This is a genomic window from Streptomyces sp. NPDC088810 (genome assembly GCF_044750305.1).
In the GTDB taxonomy this organism is placed as follows: domain Bacteria; phylum Actinomycetota; class Actinomycetes; order Streptomycetales; family Streptomycetaceae; genus Streptomyces.
Genome location: NZ_JBIVJQ010000004.1, coordinates 369,539 through 392,554, shown reverse-complemented (window position 1 = coordinate 392,554; position 23,016 = coordinate 369,539). Strand labels below are relative to the sequence as shown.

At 73.6% G+C, this 23,016-nt stretch carries 19 protein-coding genes; 12 read left to right on the top strand and 7 right to left on the bottom strand.

What is annotated here, in order from left to right; genetic code table 11:
• The first annotated feature begins 102 nt into the window (after positions 1–102).
• The 5 genes from ACIP4Y_RS16355 (at position 103) to ACIP4Y_RS16335 (ending at position 8,247) form a co-directional block, all read left to right on the top strand.
• Positions 103–1,872, top strand: a complete 1,770-nt coding sequence (locus ACIP4Y_RS16355; RefSeq protein WP_401393346.1) for a serine/threonine-protein kinase — start codon at positions 103–105, stop codon at positions 1,870–1,872.
• Between the two features lie 109 nt (positions 1,873–1,981).
• Positions 1,982–3,682, top strand: coding sequence for a serine/threonine-protein kinase (locus tag ACIP4Y_RS16350; RefSeq protein ID WP_401393343.1), 1,701 nt, complete (start codon positions 1,982–1,984; stop codon positions 3,680–3,682).
• A gap of 77 nt (positions 3,683–3,759) precedes the next feature.
• Positions 3,760–4,650, top strand: coding sequence for a serine/threonine-protein kinase (locus tag ACIP4Y_RS16345; RefSeq protein WP_401393340.1), 891 nt, complete (start codon positions 3,760–3,762; stop codon positions 4,648–4,650).
• A 136-nt stretch (positions 4,651–4,786) separates the two neighbouring features.
• Positions 4,787–6,400, top strand: coding sequence for a succinic semialdehyde dehydrogenase (locus ACIP4Y_RS16340; RefSeq protein ID WP_401393337.1), 1,614 nt, complete (start codon positions 4,787–4,789; stop codon positions 6,398–6,400).
• 41 nt (positions 6,401–6,441) lie between these two features.
• Positions 6,442–8,247, top strand: coding sequence for a GMC family oxidoreductase N-terminal domain-containing protein (locus tag ACIP4Y_RS16335; RefSeq protein WP_401393334.1), 1,806 nt, complete (start codon positions 6,442–6,444; stop codon positions 8,245–8,247).
• A gap of 586 nt (positions 8,248–8,833) precedes the next feature.
• On the opposite strand, the gene ACIP4Y_RS16330 is transcribed toward ACIP4Y_RS16335, so the two are convergent.
• The gene (locus ACIP4Y_RS16330) at positions 8,834–9,109 is read right to left on the bottom strand and encodes a chorismate mutase (protein WP_358645712.1); all 276 of its coding nucleotides are present in this window, start codon (positions 9,107–9,109) and stop codon (positions 8,834–8,836) included.
• A 282-nt stretch (positions 9,110–9,391) separates the two neighbouring features.
• Here ACIP4Y_RS16330 and guaA point away from each other — a divergent pair, with 282 nt between their 5' ends.
• Positions 9,392–10,972, top strand: coding sequence for a glutamine-hydrolyzing GMP synthase (gene guaA / locus ACIP4Y_RS16325; RefSeq protein ID WP_358645714.1), 1,581 nt, complete (start codon positions 9,392–9,394; stop codon positions 10,970–10,972).
• Positions 10,973–10,975: 3 nt separating this feature from the next.
• On the opposite strand, the gene ACIP4Y_RS16320 is transcribed toward guaA, so the two are convergent.
• A complete protein-coding gene (locus ACIP4Y_RS16320) occupies positions 10,976–11,443 on the bottom strand; it encodes a pyridoxamine 5'-phosphate oxidase family protein (RefSeq protein WP_401393330.1) in 468 nt (155 codons plus the stop codon).
• 139 nt (positions 11,444–11,582) lie between these two features.
• On the opposite strand from ACIP4Y_RS16320, the gene ACIP4Y_RS16315 reads away from it, so the two are divergent.
• Entirely contained in the window at positions 11,583–12,377 is a 795-nt protein-coding gene (locus tag ACIP4Y_RS16315) for a class II aldolase/adducin family protein (RefSeq protein ID WP_358645718.1), read from the top strand.
• Here ACIP4Y_RS16315 and ACIP4Y_RS16310 read toward each other — a convergent pair.
• A complete protein-coding gene (locus ACIP4Y_RS16310) occupies positions 12,370–13,275 on the bottom strand; it encodes a DUF4429 domain-containing protein (protein ID WP_401393326.1) in 906 nt (301 codons plus the stop codon). The genes ACIP4Y_RS16315 and ACIP4Y_RS16310 overlap by 8 nt on opposite strands.
• 188 nt (positions 13,276–13,463) lie before the next feature.
• Between ACIP4Y_RS16310 and ACIP4Y_RS16305 the strand changes: the two genes are divergently transcribed.
• Positions 13,464–14,744, top strand: coding sequence for a hypothetical protein (locus ACIP4Y_RS16305; RefSeq protein ID WP_401393323.1), 1,281 nt, complete (start codon positions 13,464–13,466; stop codon positions 14,742–14,744).
• Between the two features lie 127 nt (positions 14,745–14,871).
• On the top strand, positions 14,872–15,399 hold the full coding sequence (locus tag ACIP4Y_RS16300; RefSeq protein ID WP_358645723.1) for a DoxX family membrane protein: 528 nt from the start codon (positions 14,872–14,874) through the stop codon (positions 15,397–15,399).
• Here ACIP4Y_RS16300 and ACIP4Y_RS16295 read toward each other — a convergent pair.
• Positions 15,390–15,605: a hypothetical protein gene (locus ACIP4Y_RS16295; protein ID WP_358645725.1), complete on the bottom strand. Its 216-nt coding sequence runs from the start codon at positions 15,603–15,605 to the stop codon at positions 15,390–15,392. The genes ACIP4Y_RS16300 and ACIP4Y_RS16295 overlap by 10 nt on opposite strands.
• The gene (locus tag ACIP4Y_RS16290; protein ID WP_401393318.1) at positions 15,592–17,037 is read right to left on the bottom strand and encodes a PspC domain-containing protein; all 1,446 of its coding nucleotides are present in this window, start codon (positions 17,035–17,037) and stop codon (positions 15,592–15,594) included. Before ACIP4Y_RS16290 ends, ACIP4Y_RS16295 begins: the two co-directional genes overlap by 14 nt.
• Before the next feature lie 177 nt (positions 17,038–17,214).
• Here ACIP4Y_RS16290 and ACIP4Y_RS16285 point away from each other — a divergent pair, with 177 nt between their 5' ends.
• Together ACIP4Y_RS16285 and ACIP4Y_RS16280 are read left to right on the top strand one after the other, a co-directional pair.
• Complete coding sequence (locus ACIP4Y_RS16285) at positions 17,215–18,540, top strand: PspC domain-containing protein (protein WP_401393315.1); 1,326 nt, start codon at positions 17,215–17,217, stop codon at positions 18,538–18,540.
• Positions 18,537–19,277, top strand: coding sequence for a LuxR C-terminal-related transcriptional regulator (locus ACIP4Y_RS16280; protein ID WP_401393312.1), 741 nt, complete (start codon positions 18,537–18,539; stop codon positions 19,275–19,277). Before ACIP4Y_RS16285 ends, ACIP4Y_RS16280 begins: the two co-directional genes overlap by 4 nt.
• Positions 19,278–19,311: 34 nt before the next feature.
• On the opposite strand, the gene ACIP4Y_RS16275 is transcribed toward ACIP4Y_RS16280, so the two are convergent.
• Positions 19,312–20,379, bottom strand: a complete 1,068-nt coding sequence (locus ACIP4Y_RS16275; RefSeq protein WP_401393949.1) for an NlpC/P60 family protein — start codon at positions 20,377–20,379, stop codon at positions 19,312–19,314.
• Positions 20,380–20,876: 497 nt separating this feature from the next.
• Between ACIP4Y_RS16275 and ACIP4Y_RS16270 the strand changes: the two genes are divergently transcribed.
• Complete coding sequence (locus tag ACIP4Y_RS16270; RefSeq protein WP_401393309.1) at positions 20,877–21,230, top strand: hypothetical protein; 354 nt, start codon at positions 20,877–20,879, stop codon at positions 21,228–21,230.
• A 19-nt stretch (positions 21,231–21,249) separates the two neighbouring features.
• Here the strand turns inward: ACIP4Y_RS16270 and ACIP4Y_RS16265 are convergent, their stop codons facing one another.
• Complete coding sequence (locus tag ACIP4Y_RS16265; RefSeq protein ID WP_401393306.1) at positions 21,250–22,686, bottom strand: C40 family peptidase; 1,437 nt, start codon at positions 22,684–22,686, stop codon at positions 21,250–21,252.
• Between the last annotated feature and the right edge of the window lie 330 nt (positions 22,687–23,016).

The following is a 23,016-nucleotide window of genomic DNA, read 5'->3' as shown; positions in this document are numbered from 1 at the left end:
CATCGTCACAGTGCGGTCTCCTTGGCACCCCGCTGGTTCCCTGTGGGCAGGCCGGTCCTTAGTCTGACCCTGTCAAGAGCATTGCGGGGCAACGTGAATCAGATGCAGGGCCTGCTCATAGCGGGCCGCTACCGGCTCGCCGACTCCATCGGCAGCGGCGGCATGGGCCGGGTGTGGCGCGCCCACGACGAGGTGTTGCACCGGAAGGTCGCCATCAAGGAGTTGACCGCCGCGCTCTACGTCTCCGACAGCGACCAGGCCATCCTGCTCGCCCGCACCCGGGCCGAGGCGCGGGCCGCCGCGCGCATCAACCACTCCGCCGTCGTCACCGTGCACGACGTGCTGGAACACGACGGCCGCCCGTGGATCGTGATGGAGCTGGTCGAGGGCGCCTCGCTGGCCGACGCGGTCAAGGAGCGGGGGCGCGTGGAGCCGACGGAGGCCGCGCGGATCGGGCTGTGGGTGCTGCGGGCGCTGCGCGCCGCGCACTCCGCCGGGGTGCTGCACCGGGACGTCAAGCCGGGCAACGTGCTGCTCGGCGAGGACGGCCGGGTCCTGCTCACCGACTTCGGCATCGCCCAGATCGAGGGCGACACCACCATCACGCGTACCGGGGAGGTCGTCGGCTCGGTCGACTACCTGGCACCCGAGCGGGTGCGCGGCCACGACCCCGGCCCGGCCTCCGACCTGTGGGCGCTCGGCGCCACGCTGTACACGGCGGTCGAAGGGCGCTCGCCGTTCCGGCGCACCTCGCCGCTGAGCACCATGCAGGCGGTCGTCGAGGAGGAGGCGGGCGAGCCGCGCCACGCCGGTCCGCTCGCCCCGGTCATCGCGGCGCTCCTGCGCAAGGAACCGGACCGGCGGCCGGGCGCGGAGGAGGCCGAGCAGATGCTCGCCGAGGCGGCGGAGGGCCGCCGCCCGCGCGCGGCACAGGCATTCGTCCCGACCCAGGGTTCAGGCATCCACACACCCCCCGGCCGGGGCCCGGACACGTCCGCCCCCGGCGAAACCCCGCGCGCCGACCACGGCCCGGGCGCGTCGGGCGGCGCGTACGGCCCCGGGTACGGCTCCGGCTCCGGGACTTCGGCCCCCGGCCACGGCTCGGCCGGTCCCGGCTACGGCGTGGCGGCCGGTGCCGGTGACGGCCGTTCCGTGACCGGGCCGACGGCGGTGGCGCCGGCGGGCGGCGCGTTCGCGGCCGGCGGGGCGGCGCGGACCCGGCCCCGCCGCCGGCTGCGCACCCTCGTGCTGGTCGTCGCCGTCGCGGCGGTGCTCGGCGGCGTGGGGGCGGTGGCGATCCGGCAGTGGGGCGGCGCGGACACCGGGTCCAGCGGCGGTACGAGCCCGGCCCCGGCGCCCGCCGACAGCGACACGCCCGGGGGCGATGGCGCGATCCCGGCCGGCTGGACGACGTACCACGACCCGCTGGGCTTCAGCCTGTCCCTGCCCAAGGGCTGGAAGCGCACGGTGTACAGCGCCGACGGCGACCTCAAGCAGATCGACTACTCGCCCGACAAGGGCCTCCACTTCGTCCGCATCGCCGTCGACCGCTCACCGGACTTCGCCGACGCCCTCTCGCACCAGAGGGACCTGGAGCAGCAGCTCCACCGGCTGGTCGACTACCGGCGTGTCACGATGCAGGAGAACCTCTACCGCGACCGCAAGGGCGCGCGGTGGGAGTACACCTGGACCGCGCTGAAGAAGGACCCGCCGTTCGTGCCCGGTCCGCGCCGCGCGGTGGAGGAGACGTACTTCTCGCGCCAGGGCACCGAGTACGCGATCTACCTGTCCTCGCCGGCCGGTGACTGGGCGACGGCCAGTGAGCAGTTCACCTGGGTGCTGCGTGGCTGGCAGGAGCCGGACGAGGGCTGAGCCGGCCGGACCGGCGCGCCCGAGTCGGCCGAAAATGGCTGGCTGCGCGGTGTGTCTTGGCCGGGCGGTGCCCCGGAGGGCGGGCACCCCGTGCGGCATGATGGGGCGCATGGGGACCGAGGGAGCCGACTTCCGGCTGATCGCGGGCCGTTACCGCCTGGAGGAACGCATCGGGCGCGGCGGCATGGGCGTCGTGTGGCGGGCGAGCGACCAGGTGCTGGGCCGCCAGGTGGCGGTCAAGGAACTCCTCCCGGACGACTCGCTCCCGGACGACGACGCGCGCCGCCGCCGTGACCGTACGTTCCGCGAGGCCCGTGCGGTCTGCCAGTTGCGGCACCCGCACATCATCGTCGTGCACGACGTGGTCGAGCAGGACGAACGGCCGTACCTCGTCATGGAGTTGATCGATGGCGGCTCGCTCGCCGAACGGATCACCCGGCAGGGCCCGGTGGACGCCGTCGAGGCCGCGCGGATCGGTGTCGCCCTGCTGAGCGCGGTGCGCACCGCGCACGAGGCGGGGGTGCTGCACCGGGACATCAAGCCCGCGAACGTCCTGATCGAGTCCGGCACCGACCGGGTCGTCCTCACCGACTTCGGGATCGCACAGGTCGAAGGCGCCACCACGCTCACCGAGACCGGCTCGTTCGTCGGTTCGCCCGAGTACACCGCGCCGGAGCGGATGTCCGGGCTGCGCACCGGGCCGGAGTCCGACCTGTGGTCGCTGGGCGCGCTGCTGTGCACGGCGCTCAGCGGCGAGTCGCCGTTCCGGCGCGACTCGCTCGGCGGCATCCTGCACGCCGTCGTCACCGACGAGATCCGCCCGCCGGCCCAGGCCGAGCCGCTGCTGCCCGTCGTACGGGGCCTGTTGGAGCGCGACCCGGACCGGCGGCTGGGTGCGGCGGACGCCGAGCGGATGCTGCGGACGTACCTGGAGACCGGCCGGACGCCGGACGCGCCGGGCCAGGGCACCGCGGGGGCGCACGGCGGCGGGCTCATCCACCGGATCGGCGCCGGCCGCACACCGAAGCCCCCGGCGCCCTACTCGCCGACCCAGCTGGACCTGCCGTACGGCACGCCGCCGCCGCCCGCCCCGGCCCGGACGTCCGCGGACGCGGCCCAGACCCGCTCGTCCCGGCGCGCGGTCCTGGTCGCGGCGCTGCTCGTCGCCGCGCTGGCCGGGGCCGGCGTGTCGGCCGCCGCGCTGCTGCTGCACCGGGGCGGTGACGGGGGCGGCGGCACCCCGGGCGGTACGGCGACGACCCCGGCGACCGGGACCGGTACGGGAGGCACGGCCGGCTCGCCCACGCCGACCGGGACCCGGCCCGCACCGACGTCCACCCGCAGCGCCGGCGGCTCGCACACCGCGCCCTCCGGGTACCGCACGGCCCGGGACCCGGCCGGCTTCTCCCTCGCCGTACCGGAGGACTTCACCCGCAGCCCGCAGGGGCAGCGCGTCTTCTATCTCTCGCCGGGCGAGACCTTCCGCCTGGGCGTCAGGGTCGGCGCGCCCCAGCCGGGCGGCCCCGAGAGCGTGATGAACCGCTCGGCCGCCGCCGGCCCGTCCACCAACCCCGGTTACCACGACGGCCGGGTCACCCGGACCACGCACGACGGACGCCCGGCCGCGTTCTGGGAGTTCACCTGGGACGGCTTCAGCGCGGCCGAGGGCCCCCGGCACACCTACGACCTGTGCTGGGAGCAGAACGGGCTGCTGTACGACGTGTGGGTGTCGGCGCCGGTCGGGAAGGTGCAGGAGGCGCGGGAGTACTTCGACGTGGCGGTCGACACGTTCTCGGTCACGGGTGCGTGACCGGTCCGCCGCCTGCGAACGCGCCCCGTCGACCCCCCGCTTCGACAACGGCCCGCTGCGCACGGTACTCATGTGGCATGACTGAAGACGGCGAACACCCGCCCGACGCACGTCTGATCGGCGGCCGTTACCGGCTGGCCGGGCGCCTCGGGGCCGGGCCGGCCGGGATCGTGTGGCGTGCCCGGGACGAGCAGGGGGAGGGGGAGGTCGCCGTCAAGGAGCCGCTGCTGCCGGGCGATCCCGCCGCCGACGAGGACAGCGGGCGCATCGCGCACCGGCTGCACCACGAGGCCCGGGCCGCCACCCGGGTACGGCACCCCTCGGCCGTGACGGTGTACGACGTGGTCACCGAGGCCGGAATCCCCTGGATCGTCATGGAGCTGGTGCCCGGCGAGTCGCTGCGCGAGGTGCTGCGGCGCGGGCCGCTCCCGCCCGTCGAGGCCGCGCGCATCGGGCTCGCGGTGCTCGGCGCGCTGCGCGCCGCCCACGCCGTCGGCATCGTGCACCGGGACGTCAAACCGGCCAACGTCCTGCTGGAGTCCGGCACCGGGCGGGTCGTCGTCACCGACTTCGGTGTCGGCGGCGGGCACGCGCCGGACGCGCCCGCCGGTTTCGTCGCCCCCGAGCGGGCGGCGGGGCCCGGGGCCGGCCCGGCGAGCGACCTGTGGTCCCTGGGCGCGCTGCTGCGTGCCGCCGTGGGGGACGCGGACCCCGGCCCGCTGGGTCCGCTGCTGGACCGGCTGGGGGCCGACGAGCCGGCGGCACGGCCGGACGCGGCGGAGGTCGAGGCCGTACTCCGCGACTACCTGGGCCTCACCGCCGTGCCGGAACCGGCGCGCGAACCCGTTCCCGCGCCCGCCGGCCCCGAGTCCGCCGCCCCCGACCCCGAGCCGCCCGCGAGCGCGCCCCGCCGCACCCCCCTGGCCGCGCTCGGCCTCCTCCTCGCGAGAAAAACCGAAGTCGACTGATCGTTCCCGCTTCGTCCCCCTCAACGCCCTGATCAGCGCGTTTTCTGCCAGTGATCGCTGGCAGTGTGCGAGCGGTCGGTGAATCCCCGTTACCGACGGGTACACAAAGCCTCCGCCGCGGCATACCCTGCGCGTCATGACGGACACGCAGGCCCCGGACATCGCCGGTACCAACCCGCTCGCGCCCGCCCCCGAAGGCGTGCGCACCGCCGCCGACGTGGTCACGCCGGAGTTGGTGGCCCAGCTCACCAAGGGCGTCGTCGGCTCCGGCCGCACCGCCAACCACACCCCGTTCACCGGCGAGAAGCTGGCCGACCTGCCCGAGTCCACCCCGGAGGACGTCGGCACGGCCTTCGAGGCGGCCCGCGCCGCCCAGGCGGTATGGGCGAAGGTCCCGGTCCGGCAGCGGGCCGCCGTGCTGCTCCGCTTCCACGACCTGCTGCTGGAGCGGCAGGCCGAAGTCCTCGACCTGGTCCAGCTGGAGACCGGCAAGGCCCGCCTGCACGCGCACGAGGAGGTGCAGGCCGTCGCCGTCGCGGCCCGCCACTACGGCCGCCGGGCCGCCGCGTATCTCAAGCCCAAGCGGCACGCGGGCGCCATGCCGACCCTGACGAAGGTCACCGAACTGCGCCACCCGCGCGGGGTCGTGGGCCAGATAGCCCCCTGGAACTACCCACTGGAGCTGTCCGTCGGCGACGCCCTGCCCGCCTTCGCCGCCGGCAACGCCGTCGTGATGAAGCCGGACACCGAGACCTGCCTCACCGCGCTGTGGGCCCGTGACCTGCTGATCGAGGCCGGGCTGCCCGAGGGCGTCTTCCAGGTCGTGCTCGGCGAGGGCCCGGTCGTCGGCCCGGAGCTGGTCAAGCACGCCGACTACGTCTCCTTCACCGGCTCCACCCGCACCGGCCGGGAGGTCGCCGTCGGCGCCGCCTCCCGCCTGGTCGGCGTCTCCCTCGAACTCGGCGGCAAGAACGCCATGCTGGTGCTGGAGGACGCCGACATCGAGAAGGCCGCCGCCGGTGCCGTACGGGCCTGCTTCTCCTCCGCCGGCCAGCTGTGCATCTCCATCGAGCGGCTCTACGTCCACGAGTCGGTCGCCGACGCCTTCCTGGAGCGGTTCGCCGCCCGCACCCGGGCCATGCGGCTCGGCAACTCCCTGGCGTACGGCGCCGACATGGGCTCGCTGGTCGGCGAACGCCAGCTGGAGACCGTCGAACGGCATGTGCGGGAAGCCGTCGTCAAGGGCGCGAAGGTGATCGCGGGCGGCGTGGCCCGCCCCGACATCGGCCCCTACTTCTTCGAGCCCACCATCCTCGACGGCGTCGAGCCCTCCATGGCCGTCTGCGAGGAGGAGACCTTCGGCCCGGTCGTCTCGATCTACCGCTTCAAGAGCGACGACGAGGCCGTCGAACGCGCCAACGCCACGCCCTACGGCCTGAACGCCTCCGTGTGGACGGCGAACGCCCGCCGCGGCCGGGACGTCGCCGCCCGCCTGCGCACCGGCACGGTCAACGTCAACGAGGGCTACGCCCCCGCCTACGGCAGCGTCCAGTCCCCGATGGGCGGCATGAAGGACTCCGGCCTCGGCCGCCGCCACGGTTCCGAGGGCATCCTCAAGTACACGGAGGCCCAGACGGTGGCCCAGCAGCGGCTGCTGCCGATGGCGCCCTCGCTGGGGATGGACGACGAGTCCTACGCCCGCTTCATGAGCACGAGTCTGAAGCTGATGAAGGCCTTCCGGTTCCGCTAGAAGCACCCCAGGAAGAACCCCGTTCTCAACGAGGAGAGCACGTGTCGCAGGAGAAGTCTGTCCAGACCCGGGACGAGGACGGGTACGACTACGACGTCATCGTCGTCGGATCGGGGTTCGGCGGCTCGGTGTCCGCCCTTCGGCTCACCGAGAAGGGATACACGGTCGGCGTCCTGGAAGCCGGACGCCGCTTCACCCGCGCCACGCTGCCCAAGAACTCCTGGGACCTGAAGAACTACCTCTGGGCCCCGAAACTCGGCATGTACGGCATCCAGCGCATCCACCTGCTGGGCAACGTCATGGTCCTCGCGGGCGCCGGCGTCGGCGGCGGCTCCCTCAACTACGCCAACACCCTCTACGTGCCGCCGAAGGCCTTCTTCGACGACCCCCAGTGGCGGCACATCACCGACTGGCAGGAGGAGTTGAAGCCGTACTACGACCAGGCCCAGCGCATGCTCGGCGTCCGGCTCAACCCCACCATGACCCCCTCCGACGTGCACCTGAAGGCGGCCGCCCAGCGGATGGGCGTCGGCGACACCTTCCACCTCGCCCCGGTGGGCGTGTTCTTCGGCGACGGCAAGGACGCCGACGGCCGGACGAAGGCCCGGCCCGGGGAGAAGGCGAACGACCCGTACTTCGGCGGCGCCGGCCCCGACCGCACCGCCTGCACCGAGTGCGGCGAGTGCATGACCGGCTGCCGGCACGGCGCGAAGAACACCCTCAACGAGAACTACCTCTACCTCGCCGAGAAGGCCGGCGCGGTCGTCCACCCCCTGACCACGGTCGTGTCCGTCACCGACGACTCCCGGGGCGGCTACGCGGTGGCGACCCTGCCGACCGACCGGAAGAAGAAGGGCGAGGGCCGGATCTTCACCGCCCGCAGGGTGGTCCTCGCGGCCGGCACCTACGGCACCCAGACCCTGCTGCACCGCATGAAGACGGGCGGCCAGCTGCCGTACCTGTCCGCCCGGCTCGGCGACCTCACGCGCACCAACTCCGAGGCGCTGGTCGGCGCGCAGACCGACGACCGCCGCTACCGCAGGGCGACCGGCGCACCGAAGGCCGACTTCACGCAGGGCGTCGCCATCACCTCCTCGATCCACCCCGACGAGAACACGCACATCGAGCCGGTCCGCTACGGCAAGGGCTCCAACTCGATGGGCAGCCTGTCGATCCTCCAGGTGCCGTACGCCGAGGGCTCCTCGCGCGTCCTCGCCTGGCTGGCGAACGCGGCCCGCCACCCGCTGCTGGTCGCCCGCTCGCTGTCCAACCGGCGCTGGTCGGAGCGGACCATCATCGGCCTGGTCATGCAGTCCCTGGACAACTCGCTGACCACGTACCTGAAGCCGGACGGGGTCGGCAAGGGCCTGCTCACCGCGCGGCAGGGGCACGGCGCGCCCAACCCCAAGCAGATCCGGGCCGCGACCGAGGCCGCCTCCGCGCTCGCCGCCGAGATCAACGGCTTCGCCGGCAGCAACGTCGGCGAGCTGATGGGCACCCCGCTCACCGCGCACTTCCTCGGCGGCTGCCCCATCGGCGACTCCCCGGAGACCGGCGTGATCGACCCGTACCACCGGCTCCACGGCCACCCCGGCATCTCCGTCGTGGACGGCGCCGCGGTCTCGGCGAACCTGGGCGTGAACCCCTCGCTGACGATCACCGCGCAGGCCGAGCGGGCGATGTCGTTCTGGCCGAACAAGGGGGAGGAGGATCCGCGGCCGGCGCCGGGTGCGGCGTACGAGCGGCTGAAGCCGGTGGAGCCGAAGGCCCCGGTGGTCCCGGCGGACGCGTTCGGCGCGCTGCGACTGCCGTTCCTGGGAATACCGGCGGTACCCCCGAAGAAGTGACCACGGCGGCACGGGTGGCACATCAGTGACAGCGCCCCGGCGGTACAGAGGGACCTGCATCCCCCTCCGAAGGCAGGTCCCTCTCACCGTTTCTTGATCCGGCAGGTTTGATCAGCGAAAAGGGAGAAGGGTTGCTTCGGAGGCCCTCGATTTTTCTGTGAGGCGGGTCACATCCGCGGTGGGATCCTGGCCGCGGGCATGACGAAGGGCCCCGCGGGACGGTGAGGCCGCGGGGCCCTTCGCTCGGTCAGCACCGGCGTCAGGGCAGCGCCGGTGCCCGGGAGCGGCGCCGGGGGGTTGCGCCGCGTGTTCGTGTGCCCTGTGGCCTGTCTTCAGTTTTTCCGCCGGCCGGCCCCGGGCGTCCCCGGAGCCGGCCGTTCTCTTGGGTGACCGGGCTGCTGTCCCCTGCCGTCCGGTCACTTCCTGGGGCGAGGTCCCACGGCGTACGGCACGACCCGTACGCCTCATCGCCCCAGCGAGCCACGCGTGGTTCTTTCGGGCCCGCCCCTGGCTGGCACGGACACCCCGCTCAACGAGGCGGTGCACGGACCGGTCACGCGCCGTACGGGTGAGAGCCGGGTCGAATTCAGATACGACCCCGGCTCAGCTCCAGCAGGGTCATGGCGAGGTTGGTGCCGGGCTTGCCGAGGGCGTCCCGGTAGCGGGCGAGGATCTCCATCTCGCGGGAGAGGTGCACCCGTCGGCCGCCGGAGGCGATCCGGGTCTGCTGGACGACGGCGGAGACGGCCATCCGCTCCTGGATGAGGCCGATGATCCGGTCGTCGAGCGCGTCGATGCGCTCACGGGCGTCGGCGATGACCGTTTCGGGTCCGGCGGCCGCTTCCGGGCTGGTGGTGGTCACGTGGGGCTCCTTGTCGGGAAGGCGGCTGCCCTGGAACGACAGGACCCGGAAAACGACAGGCGCCCCGGGCCTTGTCGGCCCGGGGCGCCTGGGAAGTCGCTTGGCGGTTCGCTCAAGCAGCACGACCATGGCAGCCGGCGGGCCGGATGCCATAGGTAAAGACGAAGGTCGAGTGCTTGCGCATGCGGGCCAGTATGCCATGGCGGCTCGTCTCGGAGGTCCCGCGGCCACCCCGTTAGAATCGGAAGTACAGACCCCCGCCCGACCACCAGAAGGCACCCCGTGTCATCAGCGACCCAGTCTGCCGCCACCCCCGACACCGTCCTGGTCGTCGACTTCGGCGCGCAGTACGCCCAGCTCATCGCCCGTCGCGTCCGCGAGGCGCGGGTCTACAGCGAGATCGTGCCCAGCACCATGCCGGTCGCCGAGATGCTCGCCAAGAACCCCGCGGCGATCATCCTCTCCGGCGGCCCCTCCTCCGTGTACGAGGAGGGGGCCCCCACCCTCGACCGCGAGCTCTTCGAGGCCGGCGTCCCCGTTTTCGGCATGTGCTACGGCTTCCAGCTCATGGCCCAGTCCCTCGGCGGCACCGTCGACAACACCGGCGCCCGCGAGTACGGCCGTACCGACCTGCACGTCTCCAAGAACTCCTCCACCCTCTTCGAGGGCACCCCGGCCGAGCAGCACGTGTGGATGTCGCACGGCGACGCCTGCTCCGCCGCCCCGGAGGGCTTCGCGGTGACCGCGTCCACGGACGTCGTCCCGGTCGCCGCCTTCGAGAACGACGACAAGAAGCTCTACGGCGTCCAGTACCACCCCGAGGTCATGCACTCCACGCACGGCCAGCAGGTGCTGGAGCACTTCCTGTACCGCGGTGCCGGCCTGAAGCCGAACTGGACCACCGGCAACGTGATCGAGGAGCAGGTCGCGGCCATCCGCGAGCTGGTCGGTGACAAGCGCGCGATCTGCGGCCTGTCCGGCGGTGTCGACTCCGCCGTGGCCGCCGCCCTGGTCCAGAAGGCCATCGGCTCCCAGCTGACCTGCGTCTACGTCGACCACGGCCTGATGCGCAAGGGCGAGACCGAGCAGGTCGAGAAGGACTTCGTCGCGGCCACCGGCGTCCAGCTGAAGGTCGTCGACGCCGAGGAGCGCTTCCTCAAGGCACTCGCCGGGGTCTCCGACCCCGAGGAGAAGCGGAAGATCATCGGCCGGGAGTTCATCCGCGTCTTCGAGCAGGCGCAGGCCGAGATCATCGCCGACGAGGGCCCGGCCGTGGAGTTCCTGGTCCAGGGCACCCTGTACCCGGACGTGGTCGAGTCCGGCGGCGGCACCGGCACCGCCAACATCAAGTCGCACCACAACGTCGGCGGCCTGCCCGAGGACCTCGAGTTCAAGCTGATCGAGCCGCTGCGCAAGCTGTTCAAGGACGAGGTCCGCATGGTCGGCCAGGAGCTGGGCCTGCCGGAGGAGATCGTCCAGCGCCAGCCCTTCCCCGGCCCCGGCCTGGGCATCCGGATCGTCGGCGAGGTGACGAAGGAGCGGCTCGACCTGCTCCGCGAGGCCGACGCCATCGCCCGCGAGGAGCTGACGGCGGCCGGCCTGGACCGCGACATCTGGCAGTGCCCGGTGGTCCTGCTCGCCGACGTCCGCAGCGTGGGCGTCCAGGGCGACGGCCGCACCTACGGCCACCCGATCGTCCTGCGCCCGGTGTCCTCCGAGGACGCCATGACCGCCGACTGGTCCCGGCTGCCGTACGACGTCCTCGGCCGCATTTCCACCCGGATCACCAACGAGGTCCGGGACGTCAACCGGGTCGTCCTGGACGTGACCTCCAAGCCGCCGGGGACGATCGAGTGGGAGTAGGCCCTAGGCGCGCTTGAGCGTGCGCAGGGGCTCACCGGGCTTCCAGACCTGGGTGACCAGATACGTGTCGTCCTCGACGCAGGTCCGTACGACCTCCGTCAGCTCGGTGCGGAAGAGGTGGAACGGCTGCGGCGGTTCCACCTCTTTCACGTACGCGGCCCTCGCCTCGCCGTCCTCGACCTCGTACGCCCGGCCGCCGATCCGGACGTCGCCGCCCCCCATGCCCGTCCCCTCGCCGGGGTTGGCCTGGAGGGTGAAACGCGGGTCGCGGCGCAGGTCGAGGGCCTTGAGGGAGCCCGGCATCATGCCGAGCCACAGCTCCCCGCCCAGGAAGCGGACCTCGATCCCGGAGGTGCGGGGCGAGCCGTCCTTGCGGAGGGTCGCGAGGACGTGGTGCCGGTACGCGCCGAAGCGCTCCTCGGCGGTGTGCGCCAGATCGGGCACGGCGGTGCGGAAGTCTCCCCAGTTCATACGGGCAGCCTCTCCCGAAATCCCGACATCCTCTGTCTGGTATGTGTGGCGCACGGCATCTTTACAGCACAGCTCTGCCCTTTTGCGCCGGCCGAGGGTACCTTCCGGCCCGTACCGCAATTCCCGTACGGGAGGATCTATGCACGGGCCCACCCCGCCCCTGCCGCTGCCCACCGACCGGCTGCGGTTCGCCATGCCGCCGATGCACGAGTCCGCCGAGGACGAACGACGGCACCGCAAGGAGCGGCTCGCGGGCGCCCTGCGGATCTTCGGCCGGGCCGGGCTCGAGGACGGGGTGTCCGGACACATCACCGCCCGGGACCCGGAGTTCACCGACTGCTTCTGGGTCAACCCGTTCGGGATGCCGTTCAAGCACGTCACCGTCAGCGATCTCGTCCTCGCCAACCAGGACGGCCAGGTCGTCGAGGGCCGCTACCACGTCAACCAGGCCGCGTTCACCGTGCACGCCCAGGTGCACGCCGCCCGGCCCGACGTCGTCGCCGTCGCCCACTGCCACTCCGTGCACGGCCGCGCCCTCGCCGCCCTCGGCGACCTCATCGACCCCATCACCCAGGAGAGCTGCGCCTTCTACGAGGACCTCGCCCTCTACGACGCCTACACCGGCGTCACCGTGGACGCCGACGAAGGCCGCCGCATCGCCGCCGCGCTGGGCTCCCGCAAGGCGCTCGTCCTGCGCAACCACGGCCTGCTCACCGTCGGCGACTCGGTGGACGCGGCGGCCTGGTGGTTCCTGTCCCTGGAGCGGTCCTGCCAGGTGCAGCTGCTGGCGAAGGCGGCGGGCCGGCCGGTGCTCATCGACCACAAGCTCGCTGTCGCCACCCGCGAGCAGCTCGGCGGCGACCTGGTGGCCTGGATCAACTACCAGCCGCTGTGGCAGGACATCAGCCGCGGCGAGCCCGACCTGCTCAGCTGAGGCCGCCGCATCCGAAGCCCCCGAGGATGACCGCCTTGGTCCGCGCGAACTCCTCGTCCGTGAGCACCCCGTCCCGGTGCAGTTCACCCAGCTCCCGCAGCCGGCGCAGCAGCACGTCGTGACGGCCGTCCCGCGCCGGCACGCCGGCGGACGGTGACCGGGGCGGCCCCCCGGGCGTGCCGCCGGCGCGGGCGGAGGGGTGCGGCAGCCGGGCGGTGACCGCCGTCGCGACCAGCGCCGTCAGCAGATCCCGGCGCACACTGCCCCACAGGTCCAGGGCGTACGGGTCCCGCTCGGGCGGCAGCTTGGAGAACACCGTCTCCCGGGTCACGAACCGCAGGAAGCCGTCCTCGGACCCGGAGTTGGGCAGCCACTCCACCTGCACCAGGTCCCCGAGCGCGATGATCCGCGGGCCGGTCGCGCGCTTGACCCGGTCGGAGGTGTCGGCCCAGTCGATGCGCACCTGGCCGCCGTCGAAGGACACCGCGCCGTCGGAGGACCGCACCGAGACCGGCACCGGCGGCCCCGGCAGCAGATAGCCGTCCGTCGGCCCGGTGGGGACCTGCTCCAGCAGCAGCGCGTGCCGGATCTCCTCGGCGACGTACTGCGCGACCCCCGAACGGTCCGCGTCCACCGTCAGCCGGTACGGGTCGGCCGCGTCCGGCAGCCGGCCGCCGGTGGCCTGCAGCAGGGGGTCCGCGCCCTCGCGCAGCCGGATCCGCAGCCGGCCGCGCCTGCGGTCCGGCTCGTAGACCACTCCCGAGACCGCCTCCAGCGGTACGGCGATCTCCCCGTACGTCTGCCGGAACAGCGGCACCGAGCGGTGCGGCCCCGGGGTGATCCGGATCGTGCTGCCGTCGAAGGCCCAGGTCCCGTCCCGCTGGATGATCTCGGCCATACGGCGATTCTCGCAGCCGGGTCAACACGGCGGTCCCGGCTTCACCCGTGGCGACCCGGCCCGGCCGCCCCGAAGGGCCTGACGTAGGGCACAATTCGCTGTCGACACCGGGGAGTTGCCCGGCCGTTCCGCGCCCCGCCGGGGCGGGCGGCCGGATCGGCAGGTCGTGGGGAAGGCGGGCGTCGGGCGTGGCGGTGCAGGAGGCGAGAGGGGACACGGATGCCGAGGGCGTCCACGGGGGCGGCTGCACCTGCGGGGACTGCCCGCACGGCGCCCGGGAGGGACACCGGCGGGCCGTCGCCGCGTTCCTGCGCCGGCGCGACGAGTTCGCCGCCGGCCGGGGACTGCCGGCGGCCGTGGCGCACTCGGCCTCGGCGTCCCGCCAATGGGTCTCCGAGGAACTGACCCAGCGGGCCGAGGCCGTCGCCGAACAGGGCAGGGCCGAGGGCGCGGCCCGGCTCGCCCGGCTGTGGCTGCGGACGGTGTGTGCGGTGTGGGGCGCGGTCATCGCGCTGCTGCTCGCCGAGGCGCTCACCGCGATCGGCGCGGGCTGGACCGGCGCCCGCACTGCGGCCCTGCTCGCCGCACTGGCCGTCGCCGGTGCGCTGACCGCCGCCTGCTTCCTGCACCGGGCGCGCGGCGGAGCGCTGGCCCCGGTGATCGGCGAGGACAACCGCATGTCCACCTCCCGTACTGTCGCCGCCTGCTGGGTGCTGTTCGTCGGTTACGCCGTCCTGCTGCTGGCCGCCCGCCTGGCCGCCGCCTCCGACCACGCCGAACGCGACGCGCTGATCTCCGGTCTCGATCTGGCGCGCGGCGCGGGCGTGGTGACCGTCCTCGCCGTCGTGTGCGGCATCGCCGTCCTGGTCCGCCGGGTGGTGGGCCTGCGCGTCCTCGCCCAGCGGCTGCAGAAGGTGCCGGCCCACCGCCCGCGCGCCGCCGACCTGCTCACCGACGACTCCGGCAAGGGCGCCTTCGCCGACATCCAGTACGTCGCCGTCAGCGCCGTCGCCCTGCTGTTCGCCGCCGTACGGCTGGCCCGCCGCCCCGACCAACTGCCCGACCTGCCCTGGGGCCTGGCCGTGGTCGTGCTGATCTCGGCCGCGACCTACCTGGCGGGCAAGTACGCCGAGGGCGGCCGGCCGGTGATCCTCTCGGTGGTCCGCGCCCGCGAACCCGGCGACCTCGACGGCCCGATCCGCACCGGCGACGACCTCGAGATCCGCGGCAGCGGCTTCGTCCCACCCGGCGCCCAGACCGCCGACCGGCTCTCCCGCATGGTCGTCCGCATCGGCGCGGTCGACGTCCACGTCCCGCTGGTCCCCGTCGCCGGCGGCTTCCGCAACCCCACGGACCACGCCCTGACCGTGCCCGTACCCGCGGACGTGGAGCCCGGCGCCGTGGACGTCCAGGTGGTGACCGCGGCCGGTGTGGCAACCAACCGCTACCCGCTCCAGGTGACCGAGTGAGCGCCGGGCAGGCTCGCGCGGGCGCCCGAAATCCGGAAAATCATCCGCGAGAGGATTGAACCGGCTCCCTTCGTCATACGTATGGTCAATCGAGGGATGGCACGGCGGGCGAGAGGCGGCTGCGGCGATGACTCACGGCATGCGGACCGAGACACACACCACCGGGCTGCACGGCCCCCGCACCTGGCGCGACACCGCCGCCCACTACGCCCTGCTGCCCCTGCGCGTCTTCCTGGGCGTCACCTTCCTCTACGCCGGCCTGGACAAGCTGACCGACAGCGCGTTCATGCGGTCCTCCGGCACCGGCTCGATCGGCGAGACCATGCGCGCGGCCCGCGACTCCTCCGCGATCCCGGCCCTGGTCGACCTGGCCCTGAAGAGCCCGGTCGGCTTCGGCTACGCCGTCGCCCTCGGCGAGCTGGCCGTCGGCATCGGCACCCTCCTCGGACTGCTCGGCCGGCTGGCCGCACTCGGCGGCGCGCTGATCTCGCTCAGCCTCTGGCTGACGGTGAGCTGGGCGAGCACCCCCTACTACTACGGCAACGACCTCGCGTACCTGATGGCCTGGCTCCCCCTCGTACTCGCCGGCGCCCCCTACCTCTCGGCGGACGCGGCCTGGCGGGCACGGCGCCGACGGGCCCGCGGCTACCTCTGACCGCCCTCCGCCCCACCCCGTCTGCGTATCCCCCGGGTCAGCGCGGCCGTCACGCCGGCCAGACAGAGCCCGCCCACGACCAGCGGCACGACCGCGAACCACGGGGCCTCCCACAGACCGCCCGCGTCCCCCGCGTACACCGCAGCGGTGGCGGTGAGGAAGAACCCGGCGACCAGCTTCCCGGGCTGGAACTCATGACGCAGCACGGCTGACCTCCACCTGTCCCACTCCGACGCCGAGCGTCAGATCCAGCGTGCCGGCCGTCCCGGCCCCCTCGGCCGGCGCCAGCGACAACTCCTTGTGCCTGCCCGGCCGCACGTCCACGTCCCTCGCGCTGTCCCCGGGCAACCGGATGTCGCCCACCCCCACGTCGATGCTGATCCGCACGGTCGCGTCCGCCGGCACGACCACCTTCAGTTCTCCCGCCCCCACCCGGGCGTCCGTCAAGACCGTCTGCCCCTTGCCCGGGTGCACCCGGGTCAGGTCCAGGGTGCCCCGCCCGGTGCCGAGGTCGTATCCCGACCGGACCTGGGCCGCCGCGGCCGGCTTCCAGGACGTCTTCCGCCAGTCGGTGGTGATGTCCCGGGGCAGGGCCGCCGCCCCGGCGAGCAGCGCCGCCGTGACCAGCGCCAGGAACACCGTCCCGGCCCCGGTCCGGCCCAGGACCGCGCTGACCGCGATGCCCAGACCGAACACCGCCAGCGCGCCCGCCAGGCCGGCTTGCAGGCTGGTGCCCAGCGGATGCGTGTGCCAGCCGAGCCCGGTGCCCAGACCGCCCGCCAGCAGGGCCAGCAGGAACACCCAGCCACCGATCCAGCGCGGGCCGCGCGGTCTCGGAGGCGCGGCGTGCGGCGGCCGTATCGCCCCGGGGTGCGTCCAGGGGGCGGCCATGCCGACGTCCATGACCGAGACGAGGTCCCGCTCCCGGGCGTCGTCCGGCCCCCACAAGTAGCCGGTCCCGCCCACATGGGAGCCGTCCTTGACGATCGGGTCCCGCCACCACGACGGGTAGGTGGTGACGACCGGCGGCGCCTGGGCCTCCGGCGGGGCGTCGGCGGCGGCCTGTGCGGCCAGCGGGTCGGGGCCGGGGGCGCCACGGCGCGGCGACCAGTACCCCGCGCCCGCGAGCAGCAGCGAGAGCACCGTGGCGAACGCCAGCACCGCGCCGTTCTTCAGCAGGGTCAGGAAGATCCCGCAGCCGACCAGCGTGAACAGCACGGCGGCCAGCGCCTGGCCGTCGACCCGGGCGGTGAAGAGCTTGCGCAGCTCGTTCTCCTCCTCGTCCTCGTACGGCACCAGGAGCCAGACGAAGCCGTAGAAGATGAGGCCCAGGCCGCCGGTCGCCGACAGCACGGCCAGCGTGATCCGGAAGATCACCGGGTCCATGTCGGTCTGCCGGCCCAGTCCCGCGCACACGCCCGCGATCATCTTGTGCCGTCGGTCGCGCCGGAGCCGGTCGGGGGTGCCGACGCCCTCCTGCTGCGCGGGCTCATCGTCCGCGGGGGAGTGGGTACCGGCGCCGGCCGCTCCTGTCTCTTCCGACGCGGCGGGCGCGGCACCCGTCGGCCCGGTGCCCGGGGCCGGGCGCGGGCCGGGGCCGGGTCCCGGACCCGTCGCGGCGTGCTCGTGATCCGTCATGCGTTCCATGGTGACGGCCCGGCAGCCGTGACGGCAGTCGGGACGACCCTGGGCGAACCCTGAAATCGGCCCTGAGAGGAGGCGGGGAAGCGTTCGACCTGCCCGCACCGGGCACCGCTCCCCTCACCCGGACCGGCCCCCGACGGAAGATCAGGGGCGTCTCGGGGGCCGACCCTGATGCCCCGTCCGCCCGGCCGTGTGACCATCGTTGGCATGCCGGAAGCCGCAAGCCTGCCACTCGACGACCCGCGGCCGCCGCGCAAGCTCTACCGCAGCAGCGACGGACGCTGGCTCGGCGGAGTGGCGCGGGGCCTCGCCGGGCACCTCGGGCTGCCCGTCGTCTGGGTGCGGCTCGTCTTCGTCGGCCTGTTCATGGCCGACGGCCTCGGAGCGCTGCTGTACGCCGCGTTCTGGTTCTTCGTCCCGCTCGGCGTCGGCGGCGTCGGCGACCAGAAGCCGTCGCTGGTGGGCACGGAGAGCTGGCCCGACGGCCGCCGCCGACTCGTCGCCCGCAAACCGGACCGGGGCCAGATCGTCGCGCTGCTCCTCATGGTCATCGTGTCCGTGGTCTTCGTGGGCAGCGTCGACCTGGACAGTGCGGCCAAGGCGTATCTGGTGCCCGCCGTCCTCGTCGCGGCCGGCGTCGCCCTCGTCTGGCGCCAGGCGGACAACGCCCGCCGGGCCCGCTGGGTCGAGGCCGGCCGCCGGCGCCGCACCCTCACCCTGCTGCGCACCGCCGGCGGCGTCCTGCTCGTCACGGCCGGTGTCACCGTCGTCTTCGTCCTGCAGGGCTCGGCCGCCCACCTGGGCGCGGTGCTGCAGGCCGCGCTCGCCGTCCTCGTCGGCATCACCCTGCTCGCCGGCCCCTACCTGGTCCGCATGACCCAGGACCTGTCCGAGGAGCGGCTGATGCGCATCCGCGCCCAGGAACGCGCAGAGGTCGCCGCCCACGTCCACGACTCCGTGCTGCACACCCTCACCCTGATCCAGCGCAACGCCGACCAGGCGAGCGAGGTGCGCCGCCTCGCCCGCGCCCAGGAGCGCGAACTGCGCGCCTGGCTGTACAAGCCGGAGGGCACCGGCAAGGACGAGGCCGACGAGCCGGACACGGTCGCGGAGGCGGTGCGCCGCAACGCCGCCGAGGTGGAGGACAAGCACGGCGTCCCCATCGAGGTCGTGATCGTCGGCGACTGCCCGCTGGACGAGAGGACCGGTGCGCAGATGCAGGCCGCGCGCGAGGCGATGGTGAACGCCGCCAAGTACGGTGGCGAGGGCGGTGCCGTACAGGTCTACGCCGAAGTCGAGGGGAAGACGGTCTTCGTGTCCGTTCGGGACCGCGGCCCCGGCTTCGACCTCGACGCGATACCCACCGACCGCATGGGTGTCAGAGAATCGATCATCGGCCGCATGGAACGCAACGGCGGCACGGCCCGGCTGCGGGCGGTGCCCGGCGGCGGCACCGAGGTCGAGCTGGAGATGGAGAGGGCGGAGAAGACGTCATGAGCGACTCGACCGAGGCGAACGGCACGGCGGGGGCGGCGGAGTCGGCCGAGTCCGCAGGGCCCGGTGGTGCGGGCGGGCGGTACGTACGGGTGGTCCTCGTGGACGACCACCGGATGTTCCGCGCCGGCGTCCAGGCCGAGATCGGCCGGACCGCCGAGACCGGCGTGGAGGTGGTCGGCGAGGCCGCGGACGTCGACCAGGCGGTCACGGTCATCACCGCCACCCGGCCCGAGGTCGTCCTCCTCGACGTCCACCTGCCGGGCGGCGGCGGGGTCGAGGTGCTGCGCCGGTGCGCGGCGTTGACGGCGGACGCCGACCGGCCCGTGCGGTTCCTCGCGCTGTCCGTGTCGGACGCGGCGGAGGACGTGATCGGGGTGATCCGCGGCGGTGCCCGGGGCTATGTCACCAAGACCATCACCGGCGCCGACCTCGTCGACTCCATCTTCCGCGTCCAGGAGGGCGACGCCGTCTTCTCCCCGCGGCTCGCCGGGTTCGTGCTGGACGCCTTCGCCTCCACCGACGCCCCGCCGGTGGACGAGGACCTGGACCGCCTCACCCAACGGGAACGCGAGGTGCTGCGCCTGATCGCCCGGGGCTACGCCTACAAGGAGATCGCCAAGCAGCTGTTCATCTCGGTGAAGACGGTCGAGTCCCATGTCTCGGCGGTCCTGCGCAAGCTCCAGCTGTCCAACCGGCACGAGCTGACCCGCTGGGCGACCGCACGCCGGCTGGTCTGACCCCTACGGGCTCGTCCTGGCGCCGACCCGCCCCTCAGGTCACCCTGGTCGCCCCGGCGAAGGGCATCTCGTCGATCGGGGCCACGCGGACCGGTGCCGACGGGTTCGGGGCGTGGATCATCCGGCCGTTGCCCACGTAGATACCGACGTGACTGATCCCGGAGTAGAAGAACACCAGGTCCCCCGGCTGGAGTTCGGAGCGGGAGACTCTCCGGCCGGCGTTGATCTGGGCGTAGCTGGTGCGCGGCAGGGAGAGGCCGGCGGAGCGGTAGGCGGCCTGGACCAGGCCCGAGCAGTCGAAGGCGTTCGGGCCGGTCGCCCCCCACACATAGGGGCTGCCGAGCTTGCCGTAGGCGTAGGCGACGGCCGCTGTCGCGCGGCTGGTGGGGGCCGGGGCGGCCCCGGCCTGCTCCAGCGGCTCCCGCGGGTCGGCGGCCGACCGGGAGACGCGCGGCGCGCTCGTACCGCCGGCACGGGTGACCTCGGTCCGCTGCCGTGGAGTCAGCTGCGCCAGCAGCCGCCGGGCCTCGGCCAGCTTGCCGGTGACGGTCTTCTTCTGCCGGTTCAGTTCGGCCTGCCGGGACCGCAGCGAGGTCAGCTCGATGCGGGCGGCACCGCGCAGCCGCTCGATCTCCCGTAGCTGTCCGCGCACCTGTGAGACTGCGGCGGCCTGCCGGTCACCGGCCCGCTCGGCGAGCGCGGCGCCGTCCAGGTACCGGTCGGGGTCGCTGGAGAGGGCCAGTTGCCAGGCGGGGTCGATGCCGCCGTCCCGGTACTGCGCCGCCGCGATGGAACCCAGTGCCTCCCGGGCCGAGTTCAGCTTCGTCTGCTTGCGGGCGGCCTCCTCCTGGATCGAGGTCAGCCGCCGCTGGGACGCGTCCGCCTTCTCCTTCGCCCCGTTGTACTTCTCGGTGGCGGCCTCGGCCTCCCGGTACAGGGTGTCCACCTTGGCCTTCACCTGCTCCGGCGTCAGCTGCGGCTCGGCGTGTCCCGTCCCGTCGAAACCCGTCGCGGTGGCCGCGCCCGCCAGGGCGAGCGTGACGGCCGTCCGGGCTGTATGGCCGCTGAACGGGCGTTGCGAGGGTTTGCGGTGCGCTGCCACCTGGACCGTCACGTCCTTCCGTGTGACTCGTACGACCGAGCGTCAAGTACGCCCCGCGGCGGCCCGCACAAGGGGAACGGGCCGCCGCCGGGCCTTTCGGCGGTGGTGCCCGACTGCCGCCCCTGGCCCGGGCGGCGGTGGGGAGCCGGTCACCTGGGGGAGGACGCTAGGCCGGACGGTGACGAGAAGGTAACGCGCTGTACGGAACTGGTTCGGACGGACCGGGTTGTGACCGTATGTGACAACAGCGGAGCGCTGGAGTCGTCGCCTTGACGGAGCGTGGTGACCGAAGGGCGAAAAGTGGGACTGGCGAGGGGCGTGGGGTGCTATGGCTCGCATATATGCAGATCTTCGAGGGGTGACTGGGGTGATCCCCGGGAGACGGTTGCGGGCACGTCTGCAGGCCTGCCCGGGGGTCTCCCTGCGGCCCGGGAAGGGGGCCCTTCAGGGGGCCCGGTGGCGGGACGGCCGGAGGCCCCTGGCTAGGCTCCGGCCCCATGGACGTACTCATCCATCTCTTCGTCGGCCTGCACATCGTCGGTATCGCCGCGCTGCTCGGCGGTTTCCTCACCCAGATGAAGGCGATGGGCCAGGGCACGGCCCGGTTCGTCCCCGGGATGCTGCACGGCGCGCTGACCATGCTGGTCACCGGCGTCGCCCTGGTCGGCCTCAACCAGGCCGACGACCACCACGTCAACACCGTCAAGATCGGCGTGAAGCTGGCCCTGCTGATCGTGATCCTCGGCCTGGTCTACGTGAAGCGCGACGAGGAACGGATCGACAAGGGCCTCTTCAGTCTGGTCGGCCTGCTCACCACGGCCAACATCTTCATCGCCGTCCTCTGGACCTGACCCCCGGCGCGCCCCGGGGTCAGCCCGGCCGCACCACGCTGTGGACGGCCGACTCGCCGATGCCGGAGACCGGCTCCTCACGGACGTACGCGCCCGGCCTGGGGGCGTGGATCATCATGCCGTCGCCCGTGCAGAGCCCGACGTGGCTGACGTCGTCGTGGAAGAAGACGAGGTCGCCGGGGCGGGTGTCGGCCGGCGGTACCGGGGTGCCCGCTGCGGCCTGCTCGCGCGCGGTGCGCGGCAGGGTGACGCCGGCGGACTTCCAGGCGGCCTGGGTGAGGCCCGAGCAGTCGTAGGAGCCGGGACCGGCGGCGCCCCACACGCACGGCTTGCCGACCTGCGCGCGGGCGAAGGCGATGGCCTTCCTGGCCTTGGTGGCGTACGTGCCGGACGGTGCGGCGGCGGCCTGCACCGCCTGCTGCACCAGCAGCACGCGCGCGTGGGCGAGCTTCTTCTGCACGGCGGCCTTGGCGGCCTTGGGACCGCTCGCCACGGCGTCCGGCTGGCTGGTGGCGGGGGCGGCGACGGGGGCGACCCGGGGGGCTGTGGTTACGGCGGCCGCGGTGGCTGCTGCTTCCTGGGCGGCTGCGCTGACACCGCCCTCCTGGACGGCGGCTGCGCCGACGGCCGTGTCGCGTGCGGGGGGCGCGATTCCGGTGTCCCGCACAGGCGCGATCTCCGCATCCCCAACAGGCGACGTGATTCCCGTCTCCCGAAGAGGGGACGCGATGCCGGTGTCCGGCACGGGCAGGCCGGCCCCCATGTCCCGGAGGGGATGCGCGATTCCCCCTTCCCGGACAGGCGGGGCGACTCGCGTGTCACGAGCGTGCCGCGCGCGTCCGGTGTCCGGAGCGGGCCCGGTGACGGCCGTCTCCCCTACGGGGGGTGCGATGACTGTGGCCCTGACGGAGGGGGAGAGGCCCGTACCCCCGACGGCCGGCGTGACGGCCGTATCCCCGGCGCGACCGGCGCCGCGCCGGGCCTGCCCGCCGCGCTGGGCCGGGATCATGCCGCGCAGGTTGGGAAGGGCGCGGTGCTGGGCGCGGCGGGCGACCTCGTCCCGCAGCCGCTGGAGGCTGTCCGCGCGGCGCTCCGACGTTTCGGCCCCCTCGTCCCGGTCGCCCCGGCCCCCACCCCGCCCGGACCCCTGCTCCGGCCCTCCGGCCCAGCGCTCGGCCCCCCGCTCGCCCCGTCCGCTCCCCCGGTCGGTGCGTCCGGCCCGTTCCTTGCCCGCGGCGGCTGCCTCGGCGGCCGATTCCGCGCGGCGGTACAGGTCGTCGATCTTCCGCTCGACCTCTTCCGGGCTCGGCGCGGCGTGACCGGCGGCAGGCGTAGGCGCGGCCTCGGCGGTCTGGGCGAGCACGGCCACGGAGGTGAGCGCGGCGGTGGCGAGGGCGGGGGTGCCGATGCCCGCTCCCGGGGTCCCGCCGGGGCGCGGCTTGCGGTGCGACGCCAAGGGAGGCGACTCCTTCCGTACTGCCGCCTACCGGGTCAGCGGTGGGGACCCCAGGCCTCGAAGGCTCTGGGGGAGGGTTCGGGCGGGTGCTCGGAAGGGTCGCCCTACGGCGTCGTCCCGGGCGGGAGTCGGCCGATTCACCCCAGGATCGGTGGGTCCCCGGCTCCGGGCACCGTGCGGGGCGCGCCGGACTCGGCGGAGGCCGTGCGGCCCGGCGACGTTCGCCGGAGGGGGGTCGTACGGCCTGACGGCAACCTAGCCAACTCGTGTGTCTTCTGTGAAGGTTGGTGTGCGGTATGTCCGATACATTTCCGTGACCTAGGGGCACTT